This window comes from Psychrobacter urativorans (assembly GCF_001298525.1).
In the GTDB taxonomy this organism is placed as follows: domain Bacteria; phylum Pseudomonadota; class Gammaproteobacteria; order Pseudomonadales; family Moraxellaceae; genus Psychrobacter; species Psychrobacter urativorans_A.
In genome coordinates this window covers 2,719,211-2,744,853 of the sequence record NZ_CP012678.1, presented here as the reverse complement: position 1 = coordinate 2,744,853, position 25,643 = coordinate 2,719,211, and the positions used below count along the sequence as shown (strand labels likewise).

At 43.0% G+C, this 25,643-nt stretch carries 26 protein-coding genes; 5 read left to right on the top strand and 21 right to left on the bottom strand.

All coding sequences use genetic code 11. The features are described 5' to 3' along the window. Positions 1–31: 31 nt before the first annotated feature. Positions 32–970 (bottom strand): pirin family protein, encoded by a 939-nt coding sequence (locus tag AOC03_RS11700; RefSeq protein ID WP_062536214.1) that lies wholly within the window; start codon positions 968–970, stop codon positions 32–34. Positions 971–1,117: 147 nt separating this feature from the next. Next, a complete protein-coding gene (locus AOC03_RS11695; protein ID WP_062536211.1) occupies positions 1,118–1,828 on the bottom strand; it encodes a pirin family protein in 711 nt (236 codons plus the stop codon). A gap of 217 nt (positions 1,829–2,045) precedes the next feature. On the opposite strand from AOC03_RS11695, the gene AOC03_RS11690 reads away from it, so the two are divergent. Continuing rightward, a complete protein-coding gene (locus AOC03_RS11690; RefSeq protein ID WP_062536209.1) occupies positions 2,046–2,372 on the top strand; it encodes a GNAT family N-acetyltransferase in 327 nt (108 codons plus the stop codon). A gap of 83 nt (positions 2,373–2,455) precedes the next feature. Here the strand turns inward: AOC03_RS11690 and AOC03_RS11685 are convergent, their stop codons facing one another. Genes AOC03_RS11685 through AOC03_RS11675 form a run of 3 tightly spaced genes read right to left on the bottom strand, consistent with a single transcriptional unit; the run spans position 2,456 to position 4,177 of the window. Next, positions 2,456–3,184 carry a YoaK family protein gene (locus tag AOC03_RS11685; RefSeq protein WP_062536208.1) on the bottom strand — a complete coding sequence of 243 codons (729 nt, stop codon included), beginning with the start codon at positions 3,182–3,184 and terminating at the stop codon, positions 2,456–2,458. Continuing rightward, positions 3,177–3,731: an NADPH-dependent FMN reductase gene (locus tag AOC03_RS11680; RefSeq protein WP_062536206.1), complete on the bottom strand. Its 555-nt coding sequence runs from the start codon at positions 3,729–3,731 to the stop codon at positions 3,177–3,179. Before AOC03_RS11680 ends, AOC03_RS11685 begins: the two co-directional genes overlap by 8 nt. Positions 3,732–3,784: 53 nt before the next feature. Next, on the bottom strand, positions 3,785–4,177 hold the full coding sequence (locus AOC03_RS11675) for a DoxX family protein (RefSeq protein WP_062536204.1): 393 nt from the start codon (positions 4,175–4,177) through the stop codon (positions 3,785–3,787). A gap of 143 nt (positions 4,178–4,320) precedes the next feature. Between AOC03_RS11675 and AOC03_RS11670 the strand changes: the two genes are divergently transcribed. The 3 genes from AOC03_RS11670 to AOC03_RS11660 all read left to right on the top strand — a co-directional run bounded on the left by AOC03_RS11670 (position 4,321) and on the right by AOC03_RS11660 (position 6,928). Beyond that, positions 4,321–5,226 carry a LysR family transcriptional regulator gene (locus AOC03_RS11670; protein ID WP_062536202.1) on the top strand — a complete coding sequence of 302 codons (906 nt, stop codon included), beginning with the start codon at positions 4,321–4,323 and terminating at the stop codon, positions 5,224–5,226. A gap of 38 nt (positions 5,227–5,264) precedes the next feature. Next, positions 5,265–6,467 carry a low temperature requirement protein A gene (locus AOC03_RS11665; RefSeq protein WP_062536200.1) on the top strand — a complete coding sequence of 401 codons (1,203 nt, stop codon included), beginning with the start codon at positions 5,265–5,267 and terminating at the stop codon, positions 6,465–6,467. A 107-nt stretch (positions 6,468–6,574) separates the two neighbouring features. Continuing rightward, positions 6,575–6,928: an MliC family protein gene (locus tag AOC03_RS11660; RefSeq protein ID WP_062536198.1), complete on the top strand. Its 354-nt coding sequence runs from the start codon at positions 6,575–6,577 to the stop codon at positions 6,926–6,928. 259 nt (positions 6,929–7,187) lie between these two features. Here AOC03_RS11660 and AOC03_RS11655 read toward each other — a convergent pair whose 3' ends face one another. From AOC03_RS11655 to AOC03_RS11590, 14 genes are all read right to left on the bottom strand, one after another. Beyond that, entirely contained in the window at positions 7,188–8,228 is a 1,041-nt protein-coding gene (locus tag AOC03_RS11655) for a hypothetical protein (protein WP_062536195.1), read from the bottom strand. Between the two features lie 77 nt (positions 8,229–8,305). After that, positions 8,306–9,559 carry a 3-(3-hydroxy-phenyl)propionate transporter MhpT gene (gene mhpT / locus AOC03_RS11650; protein WP_062536194.1) on the bottom strand — a complete coding sequence of 418 codons (1,254 nt, stop codon included), beginning with the start codon at positions 9,557–9,559 and terminating at the stop codon, positions 8,306–8,308. A gap of 97 nt (positions 9,560–9,656) precedes the next feature. Beyond that, the gene (locus AOC03_RS11645) at positions 9,657–10,436 is read right to left on the bottom strand and encodes an SDR family NAD(P)-dependent oxidoreductase (RefSeq protein ID WP_062536192.1); all 780 of its coding nucleotides are present in this window, start codon (positions 10,434–10,436) and stop codon (positions 9,657–9,659) included. 39 nt (positions 10,437–10,475) lie between these two features. After that, positions 10,476–11,024 (bottom strand): 3-phenylpropionate/cinnamic acid dioxygenase subunit beta, encoded by a 549-nt coding sequence (locus AOC03_RS11640; RefSeq protein WP_062536190.1) that lies wholly within the window; start codon positions 11,022–11,024, stop codon positions 10,476–10,478. A gap of 12 nt (positions 11,025–11,036) precedes the next feature. Further along, the gene (locus AOC03_RS11635) at positions 11,037–12,341 is read right to left on the bottom strand and encodes an aromatic ring-hydroxylating oxygenase subunit alpha (protein WP_062536188.1); all 1,305 of its coding nucleotides are present in this window, start codon (positions 12,339–12,341) and stop codon (positions 11,037–11,039) included. A gap of 16 nt (positions 12,342–12,357) precedes the next feature. After that, positions 12,358–14,229 carry an AMP-binding protein gene (locus tag AOC03_RS11630; protein ID WP_062536185.1) on the bottom strand — a complete coding sequence of 624 codons (1,872 nt, stop codon included), beginning with the start codon at positions 14,227–14,229 and terminating at the stop codon, positions 12,358–12,360. A 100-nt stretch (positions 14,230–14,329) separates the two neighbouring features. Next, complete coding sequence (locus tag AOC03_RS11625) at positions 14,330–15,298, bottom strand: NAD(P)H-dependent flavin oxidoreductase (RefSeq protein WP_062536183.1); 969 nt, start codon at positions 15,296–15,298, stop codon at positions 14,330–14,332. 5 nt (positions 15,299–15,303) lie between these two features. Then, positions 15,304–16,323 (bottom strand): 4-hydroxy-2-oxovalerate aldolase, encoded by a 1,020-nt coding sequence (gene dmpG / locus AOC03_RS11620; RefSeq protein ID WP_062536181.1) that lies wholly within the window; start codon positions 16,321–16,323, stop codon positions 15,304–15,306. A gap of 3 nt (positions 16,324–16,326) precedes the next feature. Then, positions 16,327–17,268: an acetaldehyde dehydrogenase (acetylating) gene (locus AOC03_RS11615; protein WP_062536179.1), complete on the bottom strand. Its 942-nt coding sequence runs from the start codon at positions 17,266–17,268 to the stop codon at positions 16,327–16,329. Positions 17,269–17,324: 56 nt separating this feature from the next. Further along, positions 17,325–18,110, bottom strand: a complete 786-nt coding sequence (locus tag AOC03_RS11610) for a 2-keto-4-pentenoate hydratase (RefSeq protein ID WP_062536178.1) — start codon at positions 18,108–18,110, stop codon at positions 17,325–17,327. 36 nt (positions 18,111–18,146) lie between these two features. Next, a complete protein-coding gene (locus AOC03_RS11605) occupies positions 18,147–19,034 on the bottom strand; it encodes a VOC family protein (RefSeq protein ID WP_062536773.1) in 888 nt (295 codons plus the stop codon). 54 nt (positions 19,035–19,088) lie between these two features. Beyond that, on the bottom strand, positions 19,089–20,330 hold the full coding sequence (locus AOC03_RS11600) for an NAD(P)/FAD-dependent oxidoreductase (RefSeq protein ID WP_062536177.1): 1,242 nt from the start codon (positions 20,328–20,330) through the stop codon (positions 19,089–19,091). Further along, on the bottom strand, positions 20,327–20,635 hold the full coding sequence (locus AOC03_RS11595) for a bifunctional 3-phenylpropionate/cinnamic acid dioxygenase ferredoxin subunit (protein ID WP_062536176.1): 309 nt from the start codon (positions 20,633–20,635) through the stop codon (positions 20,327–20,329). The genes AOC03_RS11600 and AOC03_RS11595 overlap by 4 nt, the downstream gene beginning before the upstream one ends. Before the next feature lie 12 nt (positions 20,636–20,647). Continuing rightward, positions 20,648–21,478 carry an alpha/beta fold hydrolase gene (locus AOC03_RS11590; RefSeq protein WP_062536175.1) on the bottom strand — a complete coding sequence of 277 codons (831 nt, stop codon included), beginning with the start codon at positions 21,476–21,478 and terminating at the stop codon, positions 20,648–20,650. Positions 21,479–22,143: 665 nt separating this feature from the next. On the opposite strand from AOC03_RS11590, the gene AOC03_RS11585 reads away from it, so the two are divergent. Then, positions 22,144–22,710 carry a TetR/AcrR family transcriptional regulator gene (locus AOC03_RS11585; protein WP_062536174.1) on the top strand — a complete coding sequence of 189 codons (567 nt, stop codon included), beginning with the start codon at positions 22,144–22,146 and terminating at the stop codon, positions 22,708–22,710. Between the two features lie 109 nt (positions 22,711–22,819). Here the strand turns inward: AOC03_RS11585 and AOC03_RS11580 are convergent, their stop codons facing one another. Then, a complete protein-coding gene (locus AOC03_RS11580; protein ID WP_062536173.1) occupies positions 22,820–23,635 on the bottom strand; it encodes a thioesterase family protein in 816 nt (271 codons plus the stop codon). A 941-nt stretch (positions 23,636–24,576) separates the two neighbouring features. Continuing rightward, on the bottom strand, positions 24,577–25,518 hold the full coding sequence (gene arcC / locus AOC03_RS11575) for a carbamate kinase (RefSeq protein ID WP_062536170.1): 942 nt from the start codon (positions 25,516–25,518) through the stop codon (positions 24,577–24,579). Positions 25,519–25,643 lie beyond the last annotated feature (125 nt).

Here is a 25,643-nt window from a genome sequence, read left to right as displayed (position 1 = left end):
GCCAGTTTAATGAATGATGCTTAATATTAAACTAACCTTTAAAGCCTTGCGGTAACTCTGGTGCTGGTAAACGCTTCATATCAGAGTCAACATTACCAAAACGCTCATGACCATTATTCCAGTCGATGATGGATTGCTCAATCTCTGCTTTGTTGTCCGCGACGAAGTTCCACCAGAGTAGCACTTGGTTGTTTAATGGCTCACCGCCGATAAACATCACACGGGTGCCTTTTTTGGCGATCAGCTTGATACTTTCATTATTGGCGACATCGCTGTCATGGAATCGGAACAATTGATCTTGCTCACAAATCTTACCTTCAGACTCGATCTGCCCTTCTGTCACCAAGATACCGTATTCAAAACTTGGCTCTAAATTAAGCGTGACCTCACCATCCTCTAAGAAATAGACATCGATACTGACCATTTTTGAGTATTGGATAGTCGGTGCTTCATAACGCTTGCCTGACACGCTGTCATAGCTGCCCGTCGTTAGAATCATCTCGACACTATCTTCGCGCCATGTTGGCAGCTCTGGATAATGATGAAAGCTACGTTCAATTTGTTGATCGGTCGGTAATGCAATCCATAGTTGGACCATGCTTAGACCACGAGCGGCATCTGCTGAACCGCCGGTATCTGGAAAAACACTTTGTTCGGTATGGCTGATACCTTGGGTTAGACCCGTGCCCGCTGTCATGACGTTGACTTGATTTTTGCTGATAACTTGCTTATTACCCAAGCTGTCTTTATGCAGTACTTCGCCATTTAACATCCAGCTAAAAGTTTGCAAGTTGGTATGTGGATGACGACCGACTTGCATACCGGTTTCATCTTCATCAAATTCAGCAGGGCCCGCATGGTCTAAAAAGCACCATGCGCCGATTGGCTGCTTGCCTTTATTCGGTAACAGACGGGCAATGGGAATGCCGCCCACATCTGCTAAGCGCGGTTCTAGGGTCTCAATACTCATGATTCACCTCTTATTATAGATAGTTATAGATTATTGAATGCTTACTGATAAATTAGTACTACTTTTTGTATGGATTGATACTGCTGTTGACTGTATAAGTGTTTAATATAGGATTATTCAATAAATAGGTACTGAATAATTAGTTACTTAATACATAGGTACTTCCATTAGTAGTACTCTTGCATCCTCGGTCGCATCCATCGTGAAGCTTTTGGTATCTGAGATACCAAGGCCGTCACGAGTATCAAGAACGTTACCGTTGATAGTAACTTTACCCTCTAGTACCAAGACATAAACACCGTTATTGGCATCTTTTAAATCATAAGTCTGAGTCACGCCTTTATCGAAATAACCCATATGAAACCAAGTGTCTTGATGAATCCAAACCCCAGCGTCGTCCGCGTTAGGCGATAGCACTTGGTTGAACTCATTAGCTTTCATGTGCTCATCCATACGCACTTGCTGATAACGCGGCGTCACACCCATTTTGTTGGGAATCACCCAAATTTGTAAAAACTTGACAGGCTCATTGGTATCGCCATTCATCTCGCTATGAGTAATACCTGTGCCCGCTGACATGACCTGAATCTCACCCGTTTCGATGATGCCTTGGTTACCGATATTATCGCCATGAGCTAACTTCCCACTTAGAGGAATACTGATAATTTCCATGTCGCGGTGTGAGTGCTTGCCGAAACCTTGACCACCAATAACAAAGTCATCATTGATGACTCGTAGCGCGCCAAAACCCATACGCTCTGGATTATGATAATTGGCAAAGCTAAAAGTATGACGGCTTTTGAGCCAACCATGGTTAGCATCGCCACGAGAATCTGCTGCATGATAGATCGTTTTCATAAGTTATCCTTTATAATTGGTTGCTTATTTAAGCTATGGGTCTATTATAATTGTTGACCATATATAGATAAACAGTGCTTATTGCAAATGACTATTCTTATTTATAGAACAATAAGTGCTTAGAATTAACGTAATATAATAGTCACGCCATAATTCGCGTCACCCGTTAGTACCAATAGGCAGCTACAAAAATATTAATGATAAAGAGAGAGTAACAATGTCAAATCAGCATACAACGCATTACGATGTGATCGACAACAAAAGCCAAAATCGCTTTGAGATTCATATTGATGATCAAATTGCCTTTGAAGACTATGCATTTTTTACCACCTCGCAAGGTGAGAAGGGTATTGAATATAAGCACACATTCGTGCCAGAAGCGCTTAGTGGTCGCGGTATTGCAGGCTACTTAGTTAAGGTTATCTTAGATTGTGCAGCCGCTAGAAAACTGCGCGTAAAGCCAACTTGTCCTTATGTGAAGTCTTACATTGATAAGCATCTAGAATACCAAGCCAATTCGGTGTTTCATGGTGCGAAAGCCTAAGACAATATGCATAAAAAAAGCCATGATAAATTATCATGGCTTTTTACGATTAATGGCATTACTCAATAACGGTAGGACTTTTATTAGCTAATATGCTGTAAGAACTCTGAATCACGGGCTAGTAGCGATAAGTACAGCACAGGAATGACAAATAAACCGACTGCCCAATAACTGAGATTCACGTACAGCACCGCGCCGAGTAGCGCGCCAATCACAAAGCTGATAACCAATGCCGCGCTATGCCCCAATTTTTTGGCATTATCAGCGCTACGGTTGGCAATATAATCTGACAGCCCAATACCTAGTTGCGTCGTATTTCCCGTCATTAATACCGTTGGACTCATGTGTTTGATGACTGTTTTACTAGCCGTATTACGAATAGCAAGTGCCGTTAAACCTAGACCACCAGTGATGGCGACAGTTATATCTCCAGCCTCAGTGAAAGGTTGAAAGGACAATCCTGCTATCATAAAGGCGGTCAAAAATAGCGCTTCTGCCAAAAATAAATGACTGAGTACTAACGTTTGCCTCCGACTTTTATCAATGTATATTTTGGTAATAACGACCGTTATTATAAAAAGTGGTACCGATGCCAGCTTGATCCACAAGCCATCTTCACCTTTAACCAAACCGCTACCAGCCAGTACTAAGTTACCCGTGACATGAGCGGTAAAAAAGCCAAATAAAGTGATAAAGCCAATAGTATCAATAGCCCCACCAACTATCGTTAATAGGATAGGCGCTTGATAGCGTTGCCAAAATCTTGGTGTCTTACGATCTAGAGTGTTGTTATCAGCGACAGCTTTAGGCACTGGTATTTCCTGCAAAATCCACAAAATCAGTCACAAAGCGCTGTAAGAATTTCTGTGTGCGCGGGCTAACACTGCCATCATCATTTAAGCTGTCAATTGCACGACTTAAATGAATTTCAGGATCAATCATCATTTGTGCCGACAGCATTTGCATGCTTTTACGCATATCAAGCCCACTATTGATACCGCCAAAGCTACCCGGCGATGCCGTCACTACCGCAACTTTTTTATGGGTCCACACGCTTTCTTTATAAGGACGCGAGCCGATATCTACGACATTTTTCAAGGCGGCAGGCATAGTGCGGTTATGCTCTGGCGTGACAATTAATACGGCATCAGCGCCTTTCAGCTGCTGACGCACACGCTCATAGCTATCGATAGTCGTATCATCATAATCCTGATTGTAAAGGGGTAAGTCTGCGATATAGACTTCTTTTATAGTCACGCTTTCAGGCATCTGCGACACCATATATTCTGCAAATTTACGATTGATAGATTCTTTTCGCAAGCTGCCAATAATTAAGGCGATGTTTATGGATGCGCTCATAGCGGCTCCTTGATTATGATGATAAGACAATATTTTCTAAGCCATTTACTCTACTATATTCTGCGATGATTACTGTTATCAATTGAATAAGCACCTGCTCCATGAGCAAATATCATCAAGAAACCACCCGCCATCGCAATGTTTTTCATGAAAGGGTTCATCTGTGATTCATCTATCCAGAATTGATGGAAAAGCAGCGCTGAGACAACGCTAAAACCAGCCATTAAAATCGCTACTAAGCGCGCTTTAAAGCCTAATAAAATAGCGATACCACCAAGCAGCTCAACAGCAATAACCAAAGGCAATAGCATCCCAGGCACACCCATTGCTTCCATATAACCTTGAGTAGCGGCATAACCGGTAATTTTGGTAAAGCCTGAAAAGATAAAAATCATTGATAACAATAGGCGTCCAATTGGCGCGCTTAACGCTTGCAGGTTGTCCATGGGTTTTCTCCAGTAATAGAATGTTTTTTAAGCTTTTATTTGATTATGTGACAGGACTATTGTATTCGTTGCTTATAACTAGATAAACCGTAATAATAAAAAATGTAAGTTCTTATTTAAAGAACAATTAAGAGGTGGTTCATATGGGACAATTAGAAGATATGGCAATGTTTGTGCGTATTGTCGAAGCAGGCAGTATTACCAAGGCTGCCGAGCAGCTAAACATCGCAAAATCTGCGGTAAGCCGGCGTTTAAAGGAGTTAGAGACGCGCTTGGGCAGTCAACTGATTAGCCGAACCACGCGTCAATCAAACTTAACCCAAGCTGGTGAGCAGTATTATCAAAAGGTGAACCATATACTCAGTGAAGTGGATGCGCTGAATGAAGAGACGAGTGGTACTCCGACGCGTATCGAAGGGACATTAAAGATGACTGCACCATTATCCTTTGGTTTGATGCATTTGAACGATGTTATTGATGAATACACCAATCAGCATCCTGAGTTAAATTTTGAGCTAGATTTTTCTGATCGGCATACTGATTTGATTGAGGAAGGGTTTGAGTTAGCGATTCGTATTAGAGAGTTGCAAGATTCCAGTTATCAAGCCAAACGTCTAGCACTGATTCGTTATGCGTTATGCGCTAGTCCCGAATATTTAGAGAAAATGGGTACGCCAAAGACTTTTAACGATCTGACAGAACATGAGTTTTTACAATATGGTATGAGCAAATCTAGCACGATAGAAATGATAGATGAGCAAGGTAAGAAGCATCAAGTAGCAGTAAACGGTAAAATAAAAGCCAATAATGGGGACTTTTTGCGGGAGATGGCAGTCAAAGGTCATGGTATTGCTTTTCTGCCAACTTTTATTACTTATAAAGCCTTAACCAGTGGTGAGCTGGTGCCTATTCTGCAGCAATATCAATTGCCCACTTTAAATGCTTATGCGGTCTATCCTAAGAATCGCTTTTTATCGCAACGCTGTCGTTATTTGATTAACTTTATTGCTGAGCGTTTTGGCGACAATCCATATTGGGATAAGTTTTGATAAGCATTTACGGCTCGACACTTAACGGATAAGCTTAAATGATCACTATACCTGCTCTCAATAAGATAAGCGCCCGCGATCCTAATGAACCAAATCGACCCTCAACAACGCTTGAGTTATTGTTTGATTTAGTCTATGTCATTGCCGTTTCAGCAGCCGCAAGCGGCCTTTACCAGCGCTTGCTTGCGCATGACTTTTTAGGATTTTTGACCTTTATCATAGCCTTCTTTATTTTATGGAATGCTTGGACGAGCTTCACATGGTTTGCTTCCGGCTACGATCCTGATGATTGGTACTATCGTCTCTCAGTATTGCTGCAGATGTTTGGCTCATTAATGATTGCAGCCAACATCAATCAGTTTTTCGAGCAAGGATTAACATGGATAGGAGTCACTGGTTATGCGATCATGCGATTGGCCAGCTGTAGCCAGTGGTGGCGTGTCTATCGCCAAGTAGAAGGTCACAAACGGGTAGCTGGTCGCAGTATTATTGGCTTATTAACGCTACAAAGTGTTTGGATACTTTGGTTATTTCTACCTGCTTCGATACAAACGCCTGCGTTATTTTTATTTATAGCCGCTGAATTACTGATGCCAATATGGGCGCGTGCAGCACAGAACATCAATTGGCATCCTCATCACATGGCTGAACGTTATGGTCTGTTGACCATTATTGTTTTAGGCGAAGGCGTGCTAGGAGTTAGTAACAGCATTCGAACCTTTTTAGTCAACTCCGAGTCTGCTGCTAGCGCTATTATATTATTAGGTTCAAGCCTTGTGGCATTGGTTTTCGCCTTATGGTGGCTCTATTTTACTATCCCGTTTGGTAGTATTTTGGACAATGAGCGTCGCCGTTATGATTTATTCTTATTTGGCTATGGGCACTTTTTTGTTTTCGCTACGCTTGCAGCGTTAGGCAGCGCGCTTAATTTAGTGACCGATGCTTGGGCAGATACTTTGAATCGTACGGTAACCCAGCCTTATGCTATGGGATTATTGATGATAATGCTATTGGGCTTTTTAGTGACGCTAACCTTGCTTCGAGCCTTGATGTGCCGCAAATCAAGTCACAATATGACCGCTCTTATTCTTGCCACCTGTATTATTTTGCTGAGCTATATCACAGTAGCACAAGGGCTATCGATTACTTATGGTATTTGGCTAAGCCTGCTCGCGCCTATAATAATGACGTGGTACTTTCATCAAGACAATAAGCAATGGGAAGTGCTAAATATAGCTTAAATATAACAATTTACAGCAAAATTTAACATTAAAAATTTTAGTTTGCGCTATCATAACTTTTTTTGATTACTTGACTTTTAACCGAATATTTATCTATAAGGACTATTATGAAAAAACTAATGGCTGCGGCTCCTGTTGTGTTATTACTAGCGGCTTGTGCTACTAACGCACCTATGACTAGCACTGATCAAACGACTATTATGTCATGTCAGGATAATGGTCAAGTTATGGCTGCCTATTCAGCTAATGGTCAAGTTGCCAATCTAAATGTGACCTTGCCTAAAGTGGGTATAAACAATAAAAAGCTCACCTTGAATCAAGCGGTTTCAGGTTCTGGCGCTCGTTATACTAATACTACTGACCCTAAGATGAGCTATGATTGGCACACCAAAGCAGATTACGGTGTCATGAGCGTAAAAATGGCAAACGGTCAGAAATATAGTGTCAACTGTAAAGTATAAGTATTGATATCAATGCTATCTAATTAAAAGGTCTCGCTACTGTAAATACAGGAGCGAGACCTTTTTGGTTATACAATCTTGTGGTTTAGATAATTCCTTATTTAGGAACTTGGTCTTTAGTGATCTATGCTGTCAATCTCGTAGACAGTAGACATTAACTTGGGAGATTCCAATCAAGTAACATGACGATGAAAATTAACCCATATTCATCTTAGGATTTTACAACCTAAGCCATTTTAAATTCTAGTAATGATATTATTCAGAATGTATATTTCGCCATAACCTCTACTTCCTGACCCGCTTGTCTCCAAGGAAGCGTCGTGTCACTACGGTCTCGCCATTCGACACCAATATCAAGATTTGGTAAATAGGTATAGATAAGGTTGGCGCTCTTGATATCAATCGAAGTATCTGCCTCATTATCTACGTTGACCTCTCCATAACGCATATTGCCACGCAGTTTTGGTGAAAAGACATGGCGATAGCCCACGCTAAAACCGGTTTGGGAAACAAGGTCGCCATCTTCTGCATCACAATTTAGACTGACTGGCGTTAGTGCGCCCGTCGTACACACGCCAGAATAAACGCCCATGCCCTTGCCTGTATAAACACTGCCATGTAGTGAGCCGTTGCCCAAGGCGAGCTTACCCGCTAATGAGACGCCAAGACCTAAGTCCGAATCCAAGTCATCTCCAACGCCCGTTCCCGCTTCACGAGCGGTAACCGCCAATGTATAGCCGAGTTTGGAGATATCATTACTATAGCTTGCCACCATATCCGGCAGATCTGCCTCTTCATAAACAGGGTCTTGAGCGGTTAGCCGTAGTCCTTTATTGGCATAATGCAACGTCAAATCTGGACGAGCATAAATCCCACTACCAGCGATGGTTCCAAAACCAGTGCCCCAGAAATCGAGTTGTTCAGTCAAACGTGGAGCGACCGCAAAAAACTGTCCATTCCAAGTCTTACCGACCGTCACATTATCTAGCTGCAAATAAGCGTGACGCAAGCGCAAATTGGAGCCACCTGATGCATAGTCTCCGTAAAAATCCCCTTCAATGAAACCTTTGAGTTTTCTATTATCGACTAGCGTCGTCGTGGTGAAGTTAATGCGCGACTCACGAGCATTGCCTTCAAAATCAGACTCTCCTTTATCTGGAGAGGCAAATACGCCTTCTGCTTTAACATAGCCACCAACACTGAAGGTGGTATCGCCATTCTTGACCAGTTCTATCGCTTGCGCCTGTGTACACAGCACACAAGCCATCACTGCCAAAGATATATTCGTGAGTTTATGCATGATTGTTTTATTCCCTATGATTCTATCAATAAAGTCCGTTTTATCAGATTAATTAACACCGAATATTCGTCATGTATCTAAGCCTTTAAAAGCAAAGCTTGATCTACTTTTTCACGCCGAGCGATGTTATTTGCTAGTAGTATCGCAGCGACACCAGCAATAATAATCACCGGAATACTACTGCCAATGACAAATGAAGAGTTCGAGTTATAAGAGAAAATGACACCCGCTAATAGAGGTCCTACGAACGAACCAACACGTCCCATAGCAACGGCCACGCCAACTCCTGTACCGCGCATGTTCTTGCTATAAGCTCTAGCCGCTAACGCATATAAAGCTGATTGTCCACCAGTGATAAAGAATCCTGAAAGACCTGAGGCTAATATAAGTGCCGTTAGGGATTTGGAGAAAGTTAAGGCAGAAAGTCCGACCAAAATACCAATATAAATCATGATAACGACTGACCTAAGCTTGATATTAGATAACAACCAACCCAAAATCAGCACGCCACAAACTCCGCCCACTTGATAAGCGACTTGGATGTTGCTCGCGCTTTTTAGACTCAAGCCATTGTTCTGCATCAGAACAGGGAGCCAATTTAAGATAAAATATAGAACAATTAAGGTACCTAAAAAACTTAGCCAGATTTGAATGGTGGTTGCTGTACGCCCTTCCCCAAATAAAATAAATTTAAAATCAGTGTTTTCTGTCACGGCATCTTGGCTAACTTCTTTCTTGGTATATGTTTCTTTTAAGAAAATAAAGAGAAGTGGCACAAGAGCAATCGGTGTTAGCCCACCTAAGTAAAAAATATTTTTCCACTCTCCAATACCAGTAAACCCTCCTGCGATCAGCGCAGTGATACCAGCACCAAAGGGTACGCCTGCATACATCACGCTAACTGCAGTGGCACTCCAGCGTTCAGGTACAGATTCTGACGACATCGCAATCATCAAAGGTAACGCACCGCCCATACCGATGCCGGTGAGAAAACGTACTATTACTAGAGAATTAAAATCTGTGGTAAATGCCGTCATAAGTGACATAATGCCAAATAACGCGACGCTAAAGATGAGTATCTTTTTACGACCAATTTTATCTGAGAGACGTCCAGCAACGATTGCTCCTGGAAACATGCCCAAAGTGGCGGCGCTAAAAATCCAGCCCAGCTGCCCTTTACTTAAATTAAATTCCGCTTGAATAGATGACGCCACTACACCGATGGATTGAATATCAAACCCTTCTAGAATGGCAATACAAAAACACATGAATAATGTCATATACATTACTGCAGGTTTTTTTAGCACAGCATTAGGCACAGAGATTGTCATAGACTCTTCCTTGAGTACAAAATAAATATGAAAGTTAGGTTTGGTTGTTTTTACAGCTATTGCTTATTGTCAGAATTAAAAGCACATTTGATAAATACTATTGGCCGGCAGATAATCCTCCATCACTGACTAAAATAGTGCCAGTTACATAGCGTGCACCTTTCGCGCTTGCTAGCGTGACATAAAGATCGGTATGTTCCTCAGGAGAGGAAACACGACCTAGAGGGATATGTTTGCCCATAGACTCTAAACGTTCGCGATCTTTATTCATTGATTTGCCCGTCTGATTTAAACCATCAGTGCCACCAATTGGTGTATCTGTGGCACCTGGCGCAACCCCGCAGACGCGCACGTTAGGCGCAAAGTCTAATGCTAACTGAGCAACGACTCCGCGCAGTGCGTATTTAGAAGCGGTATATAAAGGCCCGCCGCCGCCCGGACGAAAACAGGCGTTAGAACCTGTGGTAATAAAGCAGCCCCGCGAGTCTTCTAAAGCTGCATAGCTGGCATGAGCCGCCATCAATACGGCTCGGACGTTGGTTGACATGATTTGCTCAAAACCGTCTTCTAGCTCTTGGGCTGACATTTTTTGCAGCTTTTTAAAGAAATCCCACACGCCAGCATTGGCTACCATGGCATCAAGCCCGCCCCACTTCTCAATTGCCGTATCGACAGCGGATTGGTTGGTCGCATAATCATTGACGTCACCGACCACATAACAGAAGTTTTCATTGGTTAAAAAATCCTCTATTTGTTCAGGTTTGCGTACGACAGCAAGCACTTTAGCGCCTTCTTGCAGAAATCTTTCGACAATAGCTTTACCGATACCGCTACCGGCGCCAGTGACAATCACTCGTCTATTCAATAGCATTTGCATATTATTGCCTCAAAATCACCTATTAAATTTTATAAAGCGCTACATAAATACGTTTAAGTTTTTGGTCAGTAACGTAGATTGTTGCAGCAGAATCAGTCGTCCAGCCAAACGATACTCATCGCCTACTTTGCGCCAGATGTCTTTACGGCGTCCCATCAAGGTAGAGTCATCACGCTCAAAGCGACTGCGGTATAAAGTAAATACCGTATGGACTTCAAACTCGTCTGCTTTATCGGTATGAAAGACTTCTAGGTTCGATATCGCCGTTACCTGACGGGTTGGCGGATCTTCTGTCCAGCACATGCCACTATCATTGCGTTTTAGGCGCATCATGATTGAATCTTTGTCTTCTTCAAACAAGGACACCCTAGCTGTAGTAATTTCTGGCGTACGGTTTCTGCGCAGGATATTCTCGCGAATAGGTGCCCAGTAAATTAAATCGTCTTCCAAATTGTCTGCCCATTTATCAAGAATCTCGTGATTTAGCAGATATATTTCATGATTGACAAACCTTTGAATATCAAAAAAAGTCTGCATATTCACATGTTCGCCTTTAGCTTCAAGTGCTAATAACTGATCTCTGGTCATGGTTAGCTCCTTTTAGAATTTTGACTCTGCTAGTGGAATATCAGCCCAACTGCCAGCTTCCATAAATTCGGTATAGCGTTTGAAAAACAGACGTTGGTTGGCGTCATTCAACTGACCCTTGGTAACCGTACCTGGCAAGTCAATAGGAACCGCTTCGCCCTTCGTTGGATTCATGGCATAGCACAATTTTTGATTACGAGTGAAGTATCCTGAGTTGCCAAGCGTGGCATGTTCCCAGTTTTCTCCATCATCCATCTCCAAAATCCCACTTGGCGAAAAAGTACGCATAGCGCCCAGTCGCCACTTATCTTTTATCTCGTCCGATGCTTCGCTTGGAACTAACGTCCAGCTATGCAGTTCTGTCTCTGTTGGTCCTTTGGGTAAAAAAGTTCTAAAGGTTAGGTAACCCGGCAAAAAGGCAAAGTTAGGGAAGATAAGTCCCGATGCCACCGAACCTAGCATTTTTCCACGTGCTACCCCTAAGCGCTTGGTAATTTCCTGCTCGCGAGAGCGTAGATATTTGATGATATCCTTGTCTCCCATGGTCGCGGCATTACCGAAGTTATTGGCTAATGAGAACTCCCAACCATGACCATTAACACTGGCTTGATAAGAGTTTTCATTGCTGACCACAATACCGCCAGCATCTTTAAGCGTTGCCTCTGCCGCACCAAGATGCGTCCATAAAGCGTGGTAGATATCACCGACGAAGTTATCGGCAGGATATTTCCAATTACACTTTAGTAGTGAGCGTGTCGTCCCAGGCAAAAACTCAGTGCCTTTATCGTCTACGTCCAAAATAGCATCCAAATACCAACGGAAATCACCCAAATACTCTCCTAAAGACGGCGCTTCTTCATCAAAAGTTGCAAACACCAAGCCTTTATAAGTTTCGACGCGAGCTCTATGCAAGCCCCAGTCTTCTTTGTTAAAGCCTTCGGTTTTGTCATACAGCTCATTTGCCGGCATGCCATTGAGCTTGCCGTCTAGCCCAAACGCCCAGCCATGATAATTACAAACGAATGAGCGAATTTTACCCTCACCGGCAAAGCACACTTTATTGCCGCGATGTGGACATGCATTAAGCATGACGTTGATGCTTTTATCTTTTGCTCTCGCGACAATAACTGCATCTTCGCCAATGTAAGTGGTGATAAAGTCGCCAAAGGATTTGACCTGTGATTCGTGGGCGACAAAATGCCAGCAGCGTGCAAAAATCTGCTTAAGCTCTTGTTGATAGATAGCCTCATCCCAAAAAATACGTCTATCTATTAATCCATTTTCGTGATCGACCATTGATCGTATATTCATTGACATTAGTGTTTCTCCGTAATTAAAATTCAGCAATTTTGGTTTGAAAAGAATGGAAGTAAATACTCGACTGTCTTTCTTCGTCATACATCTTATCGATGAGTTCTGACCAACTCTCTAATAAGGCTCGTTGATTTAAATAGCCCTTATCAGTTATTTCATTTTTTTCAATCGATGGTTGCTCAGGTATGATGGCAACCCTACCTATCCTGGTGCTATTGCTGAAATACACGTCGTTATATTGTTGCAATAGCTCAATGACCTGATGAACAACCGCATCCAGCTGTTGTAAATGGGCGGCATTTTGTTGCTCTTCGCTCAATTTATACTGTTTGGTTAGACGCTCAATATTAGGCACGATAAGTAAACCAATTTCCGACTGGTTGTGTCCTGTAATAACTGCATCTAAAAAATAAGGTTTTAATGCCGTCACGACCCCGACTCTGATCGCATTGACATTAACCCAAGTGCCAGAGCGCAGTTTGAAATTCTCAGACGTTCTGCCATCAAATATCAAACCTTCAGATGGGTTGTCTGGATTGATTAATCGACCTGCATCACCCATCGAATAAAAACCGTCTGCATCAAAAGCTTCAGCCGTTGCCTTCTCATTGCGCCAATACCCTGGCGTCACATTGGGACCACGTACGGCAAGTGCCATCTTATCCTGCACCGGTGTTAACTTAATCTCGGTTCCAGGCATAGGAACACCAATATTAACGGCGACATCAGACTCAAAATTTAAGCACGTTGCAAAAGGAGCGGTTTCTGTAGAGCCCCAGCCAGCCAAAAGCTTTGGACTCGTGCCGACCAGCTCAATAGAAAGCTCAGCCAACCTATTTCTGGTTTTTTCAGGTAAGGCTGCAGCAGCAATAAAGATGACTTTTACGACTGAAAAGAACTTGCGCGCTTGGCGATGGTTTTCTTCAAATTCTGCTAATAAAGCTTCGATACCAGCGGGTACGTTGAAGTGAATATTAGGCTCAATCATGCAGATATTTTCAATGGTTCTGCCGATATGCCCTGGGACAGGTTTGCCATCATCGATGGTTATGGTACCACCATTAAACAAAGCGATATTGACACATACGTTGCCACCAAAGGTATGGCTCCACGGCAGCCAGCTTACTAAACTGGGGGTCATATCCTTCAAAAACGGCCACATTTTATACAAAGCAACTTGATTGCTATACATCATTCTATGTGTGTTAATTACACCTTTTGGCGCGCCAGTAGAGCCAGAGGTCATCATCACTTTACAGATAGTATCTTGGTTAACAGCCCTCCTTCTTTCCTCAACTTCTGCTTCTGTCACCTGCGGCAAGCTTCGAATCGAAGGGATTTCATCCATATCTGAATTAAAAGCAATACAAGGTATTTCATAATTAGCAAGAATGGACTTAGCAGCATTTTTAAAAAGGTTGGTGTTACTAAAATGGATTGCCCCAGGTTGTACCGTATCAATAATACTGGCGAGACGGCCAAAAGCATTACCGTATACTGCATAAGCAATTGAAACAGGCGTGACAGGAACGCCAAGTGTCATCGCGGCAAATGCAACCAAAGCATGATTAATAGAGTTTGGTGCTATGATCATCAGCGGCTTGTCCGCTGAAATATCCAAAGTACCTAAATGCGTCGCAATACTCTTCACTCTAGAGTCAAACTCTTTGTACGATATCTCCGACCAACCATCTGCTGCTCTTTCGCGCATACAAACCGTATTTGGAGAGCGTTTAGCCCAGTGATCAATGCAGTCCAGCATCGTATGCTCATCAAGATTAAGCGGCTCTTTATTACGTAGCACAATATAGTTTTGAGCACTGTCATCAGTGACCACATCGTGGCGACCAAGTTTTATTTGTGGGTCAGTTTTGGATACAAACTCAATCATTTTGCCCATCCTTCCATGGTTAGACTAACTTGAATCTTTATATTCAATGCTCATCAATTGGTATTGGATATAAAGATAGAAACTGCTTGTTACTTACTGCTTATGCCTTAGGCCATTCGGCAAGCTTATCGTTAAGCGTAGATTTCAAGGTTTTAAGCTCAACAGCTAACGAGTCAACCACATCAGCGACGCTCTCAACGCACTCGGTCGCGCTCACCCCGTGACCTGCGCCCCAAGTGTCCTTCCAAGCTTTACCTTCCCCGTGGATATCAGAAAAATCTATTTCCGTACTGCCTTTGGACGACTTAAGATCAAAGCCTGATTTCTCTAAACTGGCTTTTAGCCAATTTGCCATCACCCCAGAGACGACATCTGACGTCACAATATCCGACATGGTTGAGTCAACCAACATACTGCGATAATCATCGTTTACTAAGCTCTCAGGACAGCTGATAAAGCGAGTTCCCATATAAGCAAAGTCAGCGCCAAGAGCGAGCAAGGCAGTGATTGATTTGGCGCTTTGTATCGCGCCGCCAACGATGATAGGCCCATCATAAAAACGGCGAACCTCTTCTACAAAAGCAAATGCGGTATATTTTCCCGTATGACCACCAGCCCCCGAACAGACCAAAATTAGACCATCAACGCCTGCTTCGACGGCTTTTTTAGCTTGTTCTGCATTGATAACATCGGCGAAAACCTTGCCACCAAACGCATGAACTCTATCCAATACGCGTTTAGGACTACCAAGCGCGGTCACTACAAACTTAGGTTTGTAGCGCTCAACCAAGGCTAACTCGGCCTCAAAACGGTCGTAGCTTTTATGGACAATCATATTCATCGCCCACATACCCTCATACGCGGTATCTTTAAGCTCGGACTCGATTTTGTCTAACCACTCTTCTAATACATCAATTGTGCGAGCGTTAGGGGCTGGGAAACAGCCTATTATTCCCGCTTTTGCTGACGCGATAACCAAATCAGGGCCCGATATCAGGAACATCGGCGCCACGATAACTGGCAGCCGCATCTGATTGTATAATGTAGATACGATATCTCTATTAGCCATATCCTCTACCCCTTCACTTTATTGATTAAGTCCAGAGCCACATCAACGATCATGTCTTCTTGACCGCCGATAAGCTTACGCTTGCCCACTTCAACCAATATTTCTCGCACGTCAATATCGTATTGCTTAGCTGCTTTCTCAGCATGACGTAAGAAGCTAGAGTAAACACCGGCATAGCCAAGTGTCAGTGTCTCACGATCAACCCGAACTGGTCTGTCTTGTAGTGGTCGCACCAAGTCTTCAGCCGCGTCCATCAATTTATAAAGGTCGCAATTATGCTCCCATCCTAGACGGTTGATAGCGGCAATGAATACTTCTAGCGGTGCATTGCCAGCGCCAGCGCCCATACCAGTCAAGGAAGCATCGACACGAGTTACGCCATTTTCGACCGCGACAATGCTATTGGCGACACCTAGACTTAGGTTGTGATGCGCGTGAATACCAAGCTCAGTGCTAGCATTTAAAGTATCTTTTAGTGCCTTGACGCGATCTGCAATATCATTCATATTCATCGCGCCGCCGCTGTCTACGACATAGACACAACCTGCGCCATACGACTCCATGATCTTCGCCTGTTCGGCCAGTTTGGTGGGAGACACCATATGCGACATCATCAAGAAGCCTATCGTGTCCATGCCCATCGCTTTCGCTGTTTCGATATGCTGTTTTGAGACATCTGCTTCTGTGCAATGCGTCGCAACACGCACTGAACGTACACCCAAATCATAAGCGCGCTTTAAATCTTTGACAGAGCCGATACCGGGTAGCAATAGCGTGGTCAGTACGGTTTTGTCTAATACATCAGCCACCGCCTCTAACCATTCCCAGTCGGTATGCGCCCCAAAGCCATAGTTGAAACTACTGCCACTTAGGCCATCGCCATGAGCAACTTCAATGGCATCAACACCAGCTTCTTCAAGCGCTTTAGCGATATCACGGACATGGTCAATACCGTACTGATGACGTATGGCATGCATACCGTCGCGAAGGGTGACGTCTTGGATATATAGTTTTTTATTAGTCATGATTTATGCTCCTACTTGTGCTTGTCTGGCTACCACAATTTTTTCAGCAGTTTTCAGTGCCGCTGAGGTCATAATGTCTAAATTGCCCGCATACGAAGGCAGATAATGCGCCGCCCCTTCTACTTCAAGGAATACTGAGGTTTTGAGTCCAGTTAGCGTGCCGATATCTGGTATATGCAATGGGTTTTGCTCGGTATAGCGCTCAAACTGTACTGTCTGTTTTAAACGATAACCTGGTACATAACTTTGAACTTCTTTTACCATCTCATTGATACTAGCTACGATATCGTCTTCGTTAGCATCTTCAGAAAAGGTCAGTACAGTGTCACGCATAATCATCGGTGGCTCGGCAGGGTTTAGGACAATAATCGCCTTGCCTTTTTTGGCACCGCCTACCTGCTCAATTGCTTGCGAGGTGGTTTCGGTAAACTCATCAATATTTGCACGAGTACCGGGTCCTGCAGATTTTGATGAGATAGAGGCGATGATTTCTGCATAGTGCACAGGTGCAACGCGCGATACGGCATATACAATAGGGATGGTCGCTTGACCACCACACGTCACCATGTTGACATTAGGCTGATCAATATTGGACTCGCCATTGACCGCAGGGACAATAAACGGACCAATCGCAGCTGGGGTCAAATCAACAATGACTTTGCCCGCTTCATTACAGATCTTAGAATGGGTGGCATGCGCAGAGGCAGAAGTGGCATCGAAGACAATCGCGATGTCCTCCCACTCAGGCATAGCCACTAAACCATTGATACCTTCATGAGTGGTTGCGACGCCCATACGTTTGGCGCGTGCTAAGCCATCAGATTCAGGATCGACACCAACCATGGCGACGATCTCTAGCTCTTGAGAGGTTCTTAGAATTTTAATCATCAGATCGGTTCCAATATTTCCTGAACCGATGATGGCGACTTTCGCTTTCGTTGACATATTATTGACATCCTTTTCGATAGGTGAACTGCTTATTCGGCTTGCTATTTGGTTTATTAATCGATGAAACTTACTGACACACTATTCAGACCATCTATGCTGGCAGTAAAGCGATCCCCTGATTTGACAGCTATCATTGGACCTAGAGCACCAGATAGCACCACATCACCCGCTTTGAGCGGCTGACCATTTTCAATCATCATATTAGCCAACCAAAGTGTCGCTAATAAAGGGTTGCCTAAACACGCTCGACCTTCACCTTCAGAAACGACTGCATCACCATTTGCTAACTGCATTTTGCAGTTTTCTAAATCCAGTTGGCTGAGCGGTACGGGAGTGGTTCCCACGATAATTCCGCCATAAGAAGCATTGTCAGCAATGGTGTCAAACAGGCTAATATCCCAATTCGCCACACGGCTATCGACAATCTCTAAAGCGGCAACGGCATAATCAACGGCGTTGATGACATCGATAATCGTCAAATTATCAGCATCTAAGTCAGACTTAAGTACAAAGGCAATTTCGGCTTCAATTTTGGGCTGCAAAAACTGACTGACAGATATTTGTGCCCCTGAGCAATAGCAAGTATCCGCATAGACCATGCCATAGTCAGGTTGATCTACACCCAATTGTGCCTGCACAGCGGTTGACGTCAAGCCAATCTTGCGACCAATGGTTACCCTACCTTGCTCACTCCAGCGGCGGTGATTCTCTTGCTGAATCTGATAGGCCAAAGAGATATCGGTAGCATCAACTTGGTCACGCAGTGGTGTGATTGCGCCTTTGGTATAGGCGTCAAACAGCGAAGTGGCTAAATTGGCGGCAGAATTATTATCATTCATAATATAAAGCTCTCATGTGCGTCGTGTATTGATAGGTTATTTACGTGGAGGACGCTGAAACTTATGTCCCCAAGCTGAATTGGTATGATGAACTTTGACATGCCAGCTATCATCATTAACTTCTATGGCACCCCAGCCAAATTCAACATCAAAACCAGAAGGACTCATGGTATAAAAAGACAACATCTCATCATTAGAATGTCGACCTAACGTGAACGAGAAGTGTGTGCCCGCTTTCTCTGCCGCATCCATCGCGCGACCAACATCATCGACGTTATCGACTTGCAACATGATATGAGCAACTTTTGCTGGGATAGGCACAGGCGCTAACGCCAAAGAATGATGACGACCGTTGCAACGTAAAAAGGAGATACTTAAAGGTTTACCAGGTACGATTTCGGTATTGATGTAATCTGATACTTTGAAGCCTAAAAGCTGAGTGTAGAATGCTTCTTGCGCCGCATGGTCTTTACTAATAAGGACAATATGACCAAGCCCCTGCTCGCCAGTAATAAAGCGGAAACCTTTAGGACTAACGAAAGGCTTATTGGTCAATTGCAAAGGACCATAAAAAGCTTCACAGCGGGTGCCGTCAGGATCATAAAAGACGATAAGCTCTTTTACTTGACGAGATTTTGCCAACTCATCTGAACCTACTTCAAAAGCGATGCTATGCTCGTGCAAACGACTTTTCAAACCTTCCAAGTCTTGCTTGTCACTGACTTCCCAACCGACATAATCTAGATTGTTATGATCTGAATTTTTAAGCTTAATACGCCAAGCATATGAATCGACACGCAGTGACATATCACCATTATCATGGTCATCGACACTGACACCCAGTATGTTTTCGGCATAATCTCGCCACGCTTCTTTATCAGCAATGGAGAAGCCAAGATAGCCTAACGCTTTTATCTCTGACATGTTAAAAATCCCTTTTATGAGTTTTATCCATTCACCACACATATAGCCGCGCATTTAGCCGCGCATTAGTTTTCGCAGTGGTAGCTCTGGATTGGCCAATTGTGATGGCTCAACGTTCACATTATTTTTTATCATGCGCATGGCAGCACGAACGGCATTTGGATTATTGACACTGACTGCACCAACGACGCGATTATCAACCACGCTAAAATACACCGGCCAATCACCTTCAAGTCTCACAACCAAATGCTCCTTGGTGGGTAAAATCTTGCCAGCCATTTCTATATGCAAATCGCCTTGATCTGACCAAAACCAATCGACGGGTGCAGCAGGCGGCTCTTTATTTAAAATAGCAGTGGCGGCGCGCTCCCCTTGATGTTGGGCTGACTGCCAGTGTTCATGACGTACCGTTGAGCCATCAGCTTGGGTCACTGCCGCAACGTCTCCCGCCGCATAAATGCCTGAAAATTTAGTGACTTGATTGTCATTTACTTGAATGCCGCCCGTTGCTGGGTTTAGTAGCTCAGCGCTGACTGCTTCCGAAAGATAAGGGGTGCTTGGCGCCATACCAACACCCATCACGATGACATCAACCTCAATCGACGTGGTATCTTCAAACAATATGGACACACTGCCATCTGGCTGCTCTATAAATTTATCGAGGCGGCAATGAGGTGTGAGCGCCACGCCTTGGGCGCAGTGATTGGCAACAATTTTTTCGCATAATTCTGTCGGTAGTAGATGAGCCATTGGAAGCGCAGCGGCATCTAACCACTGTACTGCGGCGCCAGATTTAGATAACGAAGCTGTAGTTTCAGCACCAATAAAGCCGCCACCTATCACCGCCACGCGTGTATCAGCGGTCAATCTTTGGCGTAGGTTTAAAGCATCTTCATAATGACGTAGTACCAATACTTGCGGCAAATCTGCCCCTTCTATAGGTAGTCGTCTTGCCTCGCCACCCGTTGCCAGCAAGATGACATCGGCAGTTAACGCTTTACCAGATTCCAAAGTGATGCGACGCGTCGTAGGATCTAATTCACACACACCATCACCGTAGTGAGCTTCTATATTGAGCGCCGTGAGCTCGTCATCGCTGATTAAAGCAATATCGTGGTGGGTGCTGTCTGCTTGCATCAAAATCTGCTTGGATAGCGGTGGCCTCTCATACGCGCCATGTTGGTCTTTATCGATTAGCGTAATGCTGCCCAAAAAGCCCTGTTGGCGTAATGCTCTGACGCAACTCACTCCAGCAGCACTCGCACCAACGACGATGACTGACTCAATTTGGCTCATCTGTCGACCTCAACGTATATCTCACCATCTCTGATTTCGACATCATAAACATTGACGGCTTTTATCGCTGGCGGGTTATCAGGAACGCCCGTCTTTAAGCAAAAGACTGACATATGCAGCGGACACTCAACGGTGTCGCCCTCTACAAAGCCATCACAAAACGAGGCTTGAGCATGGGTGCAAGTATCATCAATTGCATAAACCTCACCACTTTCACCGCGAATGATGGCGATTGGTGGGTTAAATTGATCCAGCTTGATTGCTTCGCCAATGTCTAAATCTTCTAATTTGCCAACATGAAACATAACAACCTCGTTTTATTCTGCCGTGAAATGATTGACGACTAATTGCAGAAACTCTTTAGGTCTTTCAGCCATGACCCAATGCCCACAATTGGCTAAGACATGCAAATCTGCATTGGGCATCGAACGACCTAACTTAAAGCCCATTTCTGTCGGCACGACTTTGTCTTCACGGCCGTGAATAACGATAGTAGGATGATTGATTTTGGCGACCACGTGCTCAGGCATGCCCGAGAGTTGGGTTTCTCCTTCTTCATTTGGCTGCACCAATAACTGGCGCAGACCTTCTTGAGCACCAGAAATAAGGCTGGTTTGATAACGCTCTTCCACCAATTCATCAGTGATGGTGTCGGGATTATGAGGAAAATGTGACATGGCTTGACGCATGTTTTCGCGTGATGGTGTGTAATCCCATCCCGAGCGCAATCCGGGTGTCATAAAGAATTTGTCACAAGGGGTGCCCATTAAACAGAGCTTGGAGAATCTTTCAGGGAAACGGGCAGCCGTTGCAAGTGTCAATGAGCCACCAAACGAGTTACCAATGACGTGGGTTTTTTCGATACCTAGCGCATCTAAAAAAGCCAATAAATGCTTGCCCCAATGCTTAATATCGTAACTGAAGTTAGGATCTCTTTCAGTGTGTCCAAAGCCAGCTAAATCAGGCGCGATGACACGGAAGTGTTTGGCCAGCTCAGGAATAATCTTACGCCAGTTGGTATAGGCAGAGACACCTGGTCCAGAACCATGCAATAGCAATAATGGCTCACCCTCGCCCATTTCCAAATAGTTGGTTTGCAGTCCAAAAGCTTCAATCGTTTTGCCTTTGCCAGAATCAATTACTTGCATATTCAATCTTCCTTGATAACAGTTTTCACGAGATGATTATTTATCACTGACAATTACAATAATGTAGATTTTCATTAATGTCAATACGCTACCGTATGGTAAACTATAATAAAATTTTTGACGCACTTCTTTCATCAGAACAACTTCATATGTTATTTTTCTTACAAACCCTTTAAATAAAGGTCTATAAGGAAACTCTAAGTAATTAACGAGTTAAAATTATTAGGTAAAATTAATTTAAATCTAGGGATAGATATAAATTTAAATTAATTTATAGCATACCAAAGCGTATGTTGTAAGCAATAACTAGCCGTATATCTAGGTAAGAAGCAAGGACAAAAATGGTAAAAGCGCTGCTTACTGCTATTGAGCAGAATGAAGAAGATATCTTTGAAGAGTCGTTGAGAATGAAGCTGATGGCTTATTAGACTAAGACTTAATTTGATTAAAATGATAAAATATGGAAAACCTTATCTGATTAACTGAGCGCATGGCTCAGTAGGTGTACGATTATCAATTACTACGAGTGCTATCGTACCGTCAGGCTTTAGGTATCTGGTATTGAGCATTTAGCATACTTGAAACCTACTAAATACAATGAATGACTATTTAAGAGTGAATCAACGATGATTGACTCTTTTTTAATAAGTAGAGGTCTTAAAAGCATGGATTTAATAGAAAAAAATCCAACTCAATCCAACAAACTGACTGCTCAAGATTGGTTGGATATCGCTGAATCTGAGCTGGCTAAATCTGGTATCACGGCCGTCAGAGTAGAGCCACTTGCCAAAAAGCTGAAAGTGACAAAGGGAAGTTTTTACTGGCATTTTAGTAGCAGAAAAGAGCTGTTCGAAAAGCTGTTGTCAAACTGGCGCACTCGCTCAACTGTTTCCATTATCGAGCGTTTAAGTGATATAGAGTTGACACCTGAAGAACGCTTGAGAAAACTTTTTTTAATTCCTTATAAGCGTAACACCAAGACCAATGGCGCCGCTTTAGAGCTTGCCATTCGTAACTGGTCACAAAACGATAAAGCGGTGCAGGAAATTCTAAATGAAGTCGATACTCACCGTCTGACTTTTATTGCGATGATTTTTGAAAATTTAGGATATAACAAAGAGCAAGCAGAGATAAGAGCGGCACGATTCTATTACACGATGCAGGGAATATCTGTCGTCAACGTACACAAAGAACAGGCTTCTATTGAGCAGATATTTGAAACTTTATTGTGATGATTTTTGAATAGCGCTTTGAGGTTGCTTGCACGAATGATACGGCTAGCGATGGTATCCTCTATCGATTTCACCATCGCCTCTTATAACTTTTATGTACTAATCAAATTTAACGCGGAATCTGACGAATGGTAAGAATCTGCTCACTCCGACCAAAAGGTCCGTAAACGTCGTGTAAGACTGCACTGGTTATACCGATACCGTCAGCACCGTATTGTTGTACCGCCTCTAGACCTAGCCAGCGACCTTTAGGCATACGATGCATGTGAATTTGTAAATCCGTATTAGGGAATATCCATTGTAAGTCGTTCAGCTCTAACCCCAGTCTTGGTACGATGCCATTAGCAAGATCAACCATCCCGAGCAAATGCACCAAATCAGTGGTGAGCTCACCTTCTACCATTGCCGTATCATTGGTAATCCATACCATACCTTTGCCCGCCCGCCGCTCCTTATTCGCAACTAGATGTACGCTGTTGACAAAACCACCGGGCCAGCTTTTCATCTCTTCCCACACTGGCAGATCATCAGGATGCTGAGTAGCGTTTTGATCTTCCAAACCTGCAATGGCATTGGTATCTTGTGTCAAGAGTCGCCAAGCACGCGCAGTAATACAAGCGCGACCACCACTACTCATGACCGATTCTATTAACTCGATGGTTTTTCCCGGACGAATACAGCGAGTACTAATAACAAAATCATCAAGTGGGATTAACCCTAGAATATCAAGGCTAATGCGTGCTATACGCATATTCGCTTGCGGTGCATACTGGCTCAGCTCATGGGTCAGTACGCCAGTCGCCGCTGCCATATGCTGTTCATGTGGATTCCACGCGCCTTGCGCATGTTGGGTGGGTGTATAATGCGAAATACTGACATTATCTGCTTGCTGTTCACGTTGGATACAATTGTAATAAGCTGCCATGGTTATCCTTGCCTTTATTTATTTAGTAAGTAGGTTTATATAGAGCTAAACCAATATACATTAATACATATAATTATATTGAATACTAACACTAACCTTCAAGATAACGGCTTAAGTTAAAATCTCTACATAGTCAGAAGTGACGTACAATTTATAGAATAGTTTTAATATGAACTACATAAAGAAGAAAGCTAGCTATGAGCTAGATTTCTTCTTACTTTGAACTAAATATTTATCCCTTACCTTTAATCAACCATAGATAGTAGCCATAACTGTTTAGACTTTAAAATAGTATCAATACTATTAATTTGATACTATTTTGATACTCTGAATTTATTGTTAGATATATTTGGTTGTTGTTAGTTATAGAGAAGTTTAGACCTAAAACCCTTATTTTAAAAGGATTTAAGCATATATCTATAGGTAGTTATTGATAGCTATCGTGTATTGTTGTTGTAAAATTAAGGACTCATAATCCTTTTGTCGTAGGTTCAAGTCCTACTGGGCCCACCAAATTTATATTGTACAAAGAAAAAAGGCTTGTTCGCAGCGATGCGGCAAGCCTTTTTTTATGGGGTTTTCTGAAATTTAAGAATACCTAGGTATATGGCGAACTATATAGAATATTGGTGTATTATTATCAACACTCTAACCCCAAGTGAGAAATATTTGCAAAGTACGCACCAAAGATGACTGAAAAAGTTGTCGCTTAACTCTTCTTTCCTATAATTATTCTTATATATATTCGCTGTAGATTATAGTCACAGCAAAAAACCCCTCATACCGTTAATCTCATTTAAAAAAATACAGTGCTGCTATAAAAACATCTCTTTTGATTATGAAATGACTATAAGATGGGTTCATTATTATCTTATCTACTGGGCAAAATGAGTACTAAAAAAACAAGTACTCATAATAAAAAAACACCAAAAATTAACAAGCTAAGGGATAATTGTTGTTCCAGCCTGACCTGCCATAATAGCCTCAATTTCTTTTAGCTCTCCAATTATGGCATTATTACCTGAATGATTTACGAACTGTTGAGCTGCCCGAACTTTTGGTAGCATACTGCCAGCGCCAAACTGACCATCATCAATATAGCGTGTCATATCATCGCTACTAACCCTCTCTAATGCAGTCTCTTCAGGGGTACCAAATCCTAGCATAACAGTCGACACTGCCGTCAATATAATAAATTGATCTGCCCCTAAAAGTTCAGCTATCAAAGCAGCTGAAGAATCTTTATCAATCACCGCTTCTATACCTTGAAGGCTGTTATCAGCCTGCTTGATGACTGGTATTCCACCGCCCCCTGCAACAATTGGTATCACTCCTGCATTTATCAAAGCCTTTATCGCATCCGTCTCAACTATTGCGATCGGTGCTGGTGAAGGTACAACACGTCGCCAGCCACGACCAGAATCTTCATGGAAAGTATAAGCTTGTCCATCAGCAGCATTCATTGCTTCAGCTTTGGAGTTATAAAATGGACCTACTGGCTTATCTGGACTAAGAAACTTTGGATCATCTTTATTGACAACCATTTGGGTTGTTATAGAAACAGCCTGTTTATTAAGGTTCTTTTTTTGAAACTCATTATTCAGCGCTTGCTGCAACCAATAACCAATTGAACCTTGAGTCATAGCGACACAAGTATCGAGCGGCAATGCTGGTATCTCTGTAGATTCAATAGCGTGCTGTGCAAGGAGTATATTACCAACCTGTGGTCCATTACCGTGGACTATAATCAGCTGATGCCCTTGGCTAACAATTGCAGCTAGCTTTACAGCCGTCTCGCAAGCTACTGCTTTTTGAGCAGCGGCTGACGCATTGCCTTCGCGCTGCAATGCATTTCCACCTAATGCTACGACAATTATTGCCATCAATACCTCCGTTTCTTTTTCATATCAAGTGTTTTTTTATGCACTTATAATAATTTAAGTACAAGATAAGTCTGGTTTAATTCGATAGTACTAAAGCACTCTTTTCATATCTGTCCTAGTAGATT

Bases quoted from the DNA above. Each gene is read 5' to 3' on its own strand.
- AOC03_RS11680 (WP_062536206.1), bottom strand. From the start codon at position 3,731: ATGAGCGCATCCATAAACATCGCCTTAATTATTGGCAGCTTGCGAAAA.
- mhpT (WP_062536194.1), bottom strand. From the start codon at position 9,559: ATGACAATCTCTGTGCCTAATGCTGTGCTAAAAAAACCTGCAGTAATG.
- AOC03_RS11580 (WP_062536173.1), bottom strand. From the start codon at position 23,635: ATGGCAGCTTATTACAATTGTATCCAACGTGAACAGCAAGCAGATAAT.
- AOC03_RS11595 (WP_062536176.1), bottom strand. From the start codon at position 20,635: ATGTTTCATGTTGGCAAATTAGAAGATTTAGACATTGGCGAAGCAATC.
- AOC03_RS11655 (WP_062536195.1), bottom strand. From the start codon at position 8,228: ATGCATAAACTCACGAATATATCTTTGGCAGTGATGGCTTGTGTGCTG.
- AOC03_RS11670 (WP_062536202.1), top strand. From the start codon at position 4,321: ATGGGACAATTAGAAGATATGGCAATGTTTGTGCGTATTGTCGAAGCA.
- AOC03_RS11665 (WP_062536200.1), top strand. From the start codon at position 5,265: ATGATCACTATACCTGCTCTCAATAAGATAAGCGCCCGCGATCCTAAT.
- AOC03_RS11690 (WP_062536209.1), top strand. From the start codon at position 2,046: ATGTCAAATCAGCATACAACGCATTACGATGTGATCGACAACAAAAGC.
- AOC03_RS11605 (WP_062536773.1), bottom strand. From the start codon at position 19,034: ATGTCAGAGATAAAAGCGTTAGGCTATCTTGGCTTCTCCATTGCTGAT.
- AOC03_RS11660 (WP_062536198.1), top strand. From the start codon at position 6,575: ATGAAAAAACTAATGGCTGCGGCTCCTGTTGTGTTATTACTAGCGGCT.
- AOC03_RS11585 (WP_062536174.1), top strand. From the start codon at position 22,144: ATGGATTTAATAGAAAAAAATCCAACTCAATCCAACAAACTGACTGCT.
- AOC03_RS11695 (WP_062536211.1), bottom strand. From the start codon at position 1,828: ATGAAAACGATCTATCATGCAGCAGATTCTCGTGGCGATGCTAACCAT.
- AOC03_RS11625 (WP_062536183.1), bottom strand. From the start codon at position 15,298: ATGGCTAATAGAGATATCGTATCTACATTATACAATCAGATGCGGCTG.
- AOC03_RS11675 (WP_062536204.1), bottom strand. From the start codon at position 4,177: ATGGACAACCTGCAAGCGTTAAGCGCGCCAATTGGACGCCTATTGTTA.
- AOC03_RS11600 (WP_062536177.1), bottom strand. From the start codon at position 20,330: ATGAGCCAAATTGAGTCAGTCATCGTCGTTGGTGCGAGTGCTGCTGGA.
- AOC03_RS11610 (WP_062536178.1), bottom strand. From the start codon at position 18,110: ATGAATGATAATAATTCTGCCGCCAATTTAGCCACTTCGCTGTTTGAC.
- AOC03_RS11590 (WP_062536175.1), bottom strand. From the start codon at position 21,478: ATGCAAGTAATTGATTCTGGCAAAGGCAAAACGATTGAAGCTTTTGGA.
- AOC03_RS11645 (WP_062536192.1), bottom strand. From the start codon at position 10,436: ATGCAAATGCTATTGAATAGACGAGTGATTGTCACTGGCGCCGGTAGC.
- AOC03_RS11615 (WP_062536179.1), bottom strand. From the start codon at position 17,268: ATGTCAACGAAAGCGAAAGTCGCCATCATCGGTTCAGGAAATATTGGA.
- AOC03_RS11700 (WP_062536214.1), bottom strand. From the start codon at position 970: ATGAGTATTGAGACCCTAGAACCGCGCTTAGCAGATGTGGGCGGCATT.
- arcC (WP_062536170.1), bottom strand. From the start codon at position 25,518: ATGGCAATAATTGTCGTAGCATTAGGTGGAAATGCATTGCAGCGCGAA.
- AOC03_RS11640 (WP_062536190.1), bottom strand. From the start codon at position 11,024: ATGACCAGAGATCAGTTATTAGCACTTGAAGCTAAAGGCGAACATGTG.
- AOC03_RS11635 (WP_062536188.1), bottom strand. From the start codon at position 12,341: ATGTCAATGAATATACGATCAATGGTCGATCACGAAAATGGATTAATA.
- dmpG (WP_062536181.1), bottom strand. From the start codon at position 16,323: ATGACTAATAAAAAACTATATATCCAAGACGTCACCCTTCGCGACGGT.
- AOC03_RS11630 (WP_062536185.1), bottom strand. From the start codon at position 14,229: ATGATTGAGTTTGTATCCAAAACTGACCCACAAATAAAACTTGGTCGC.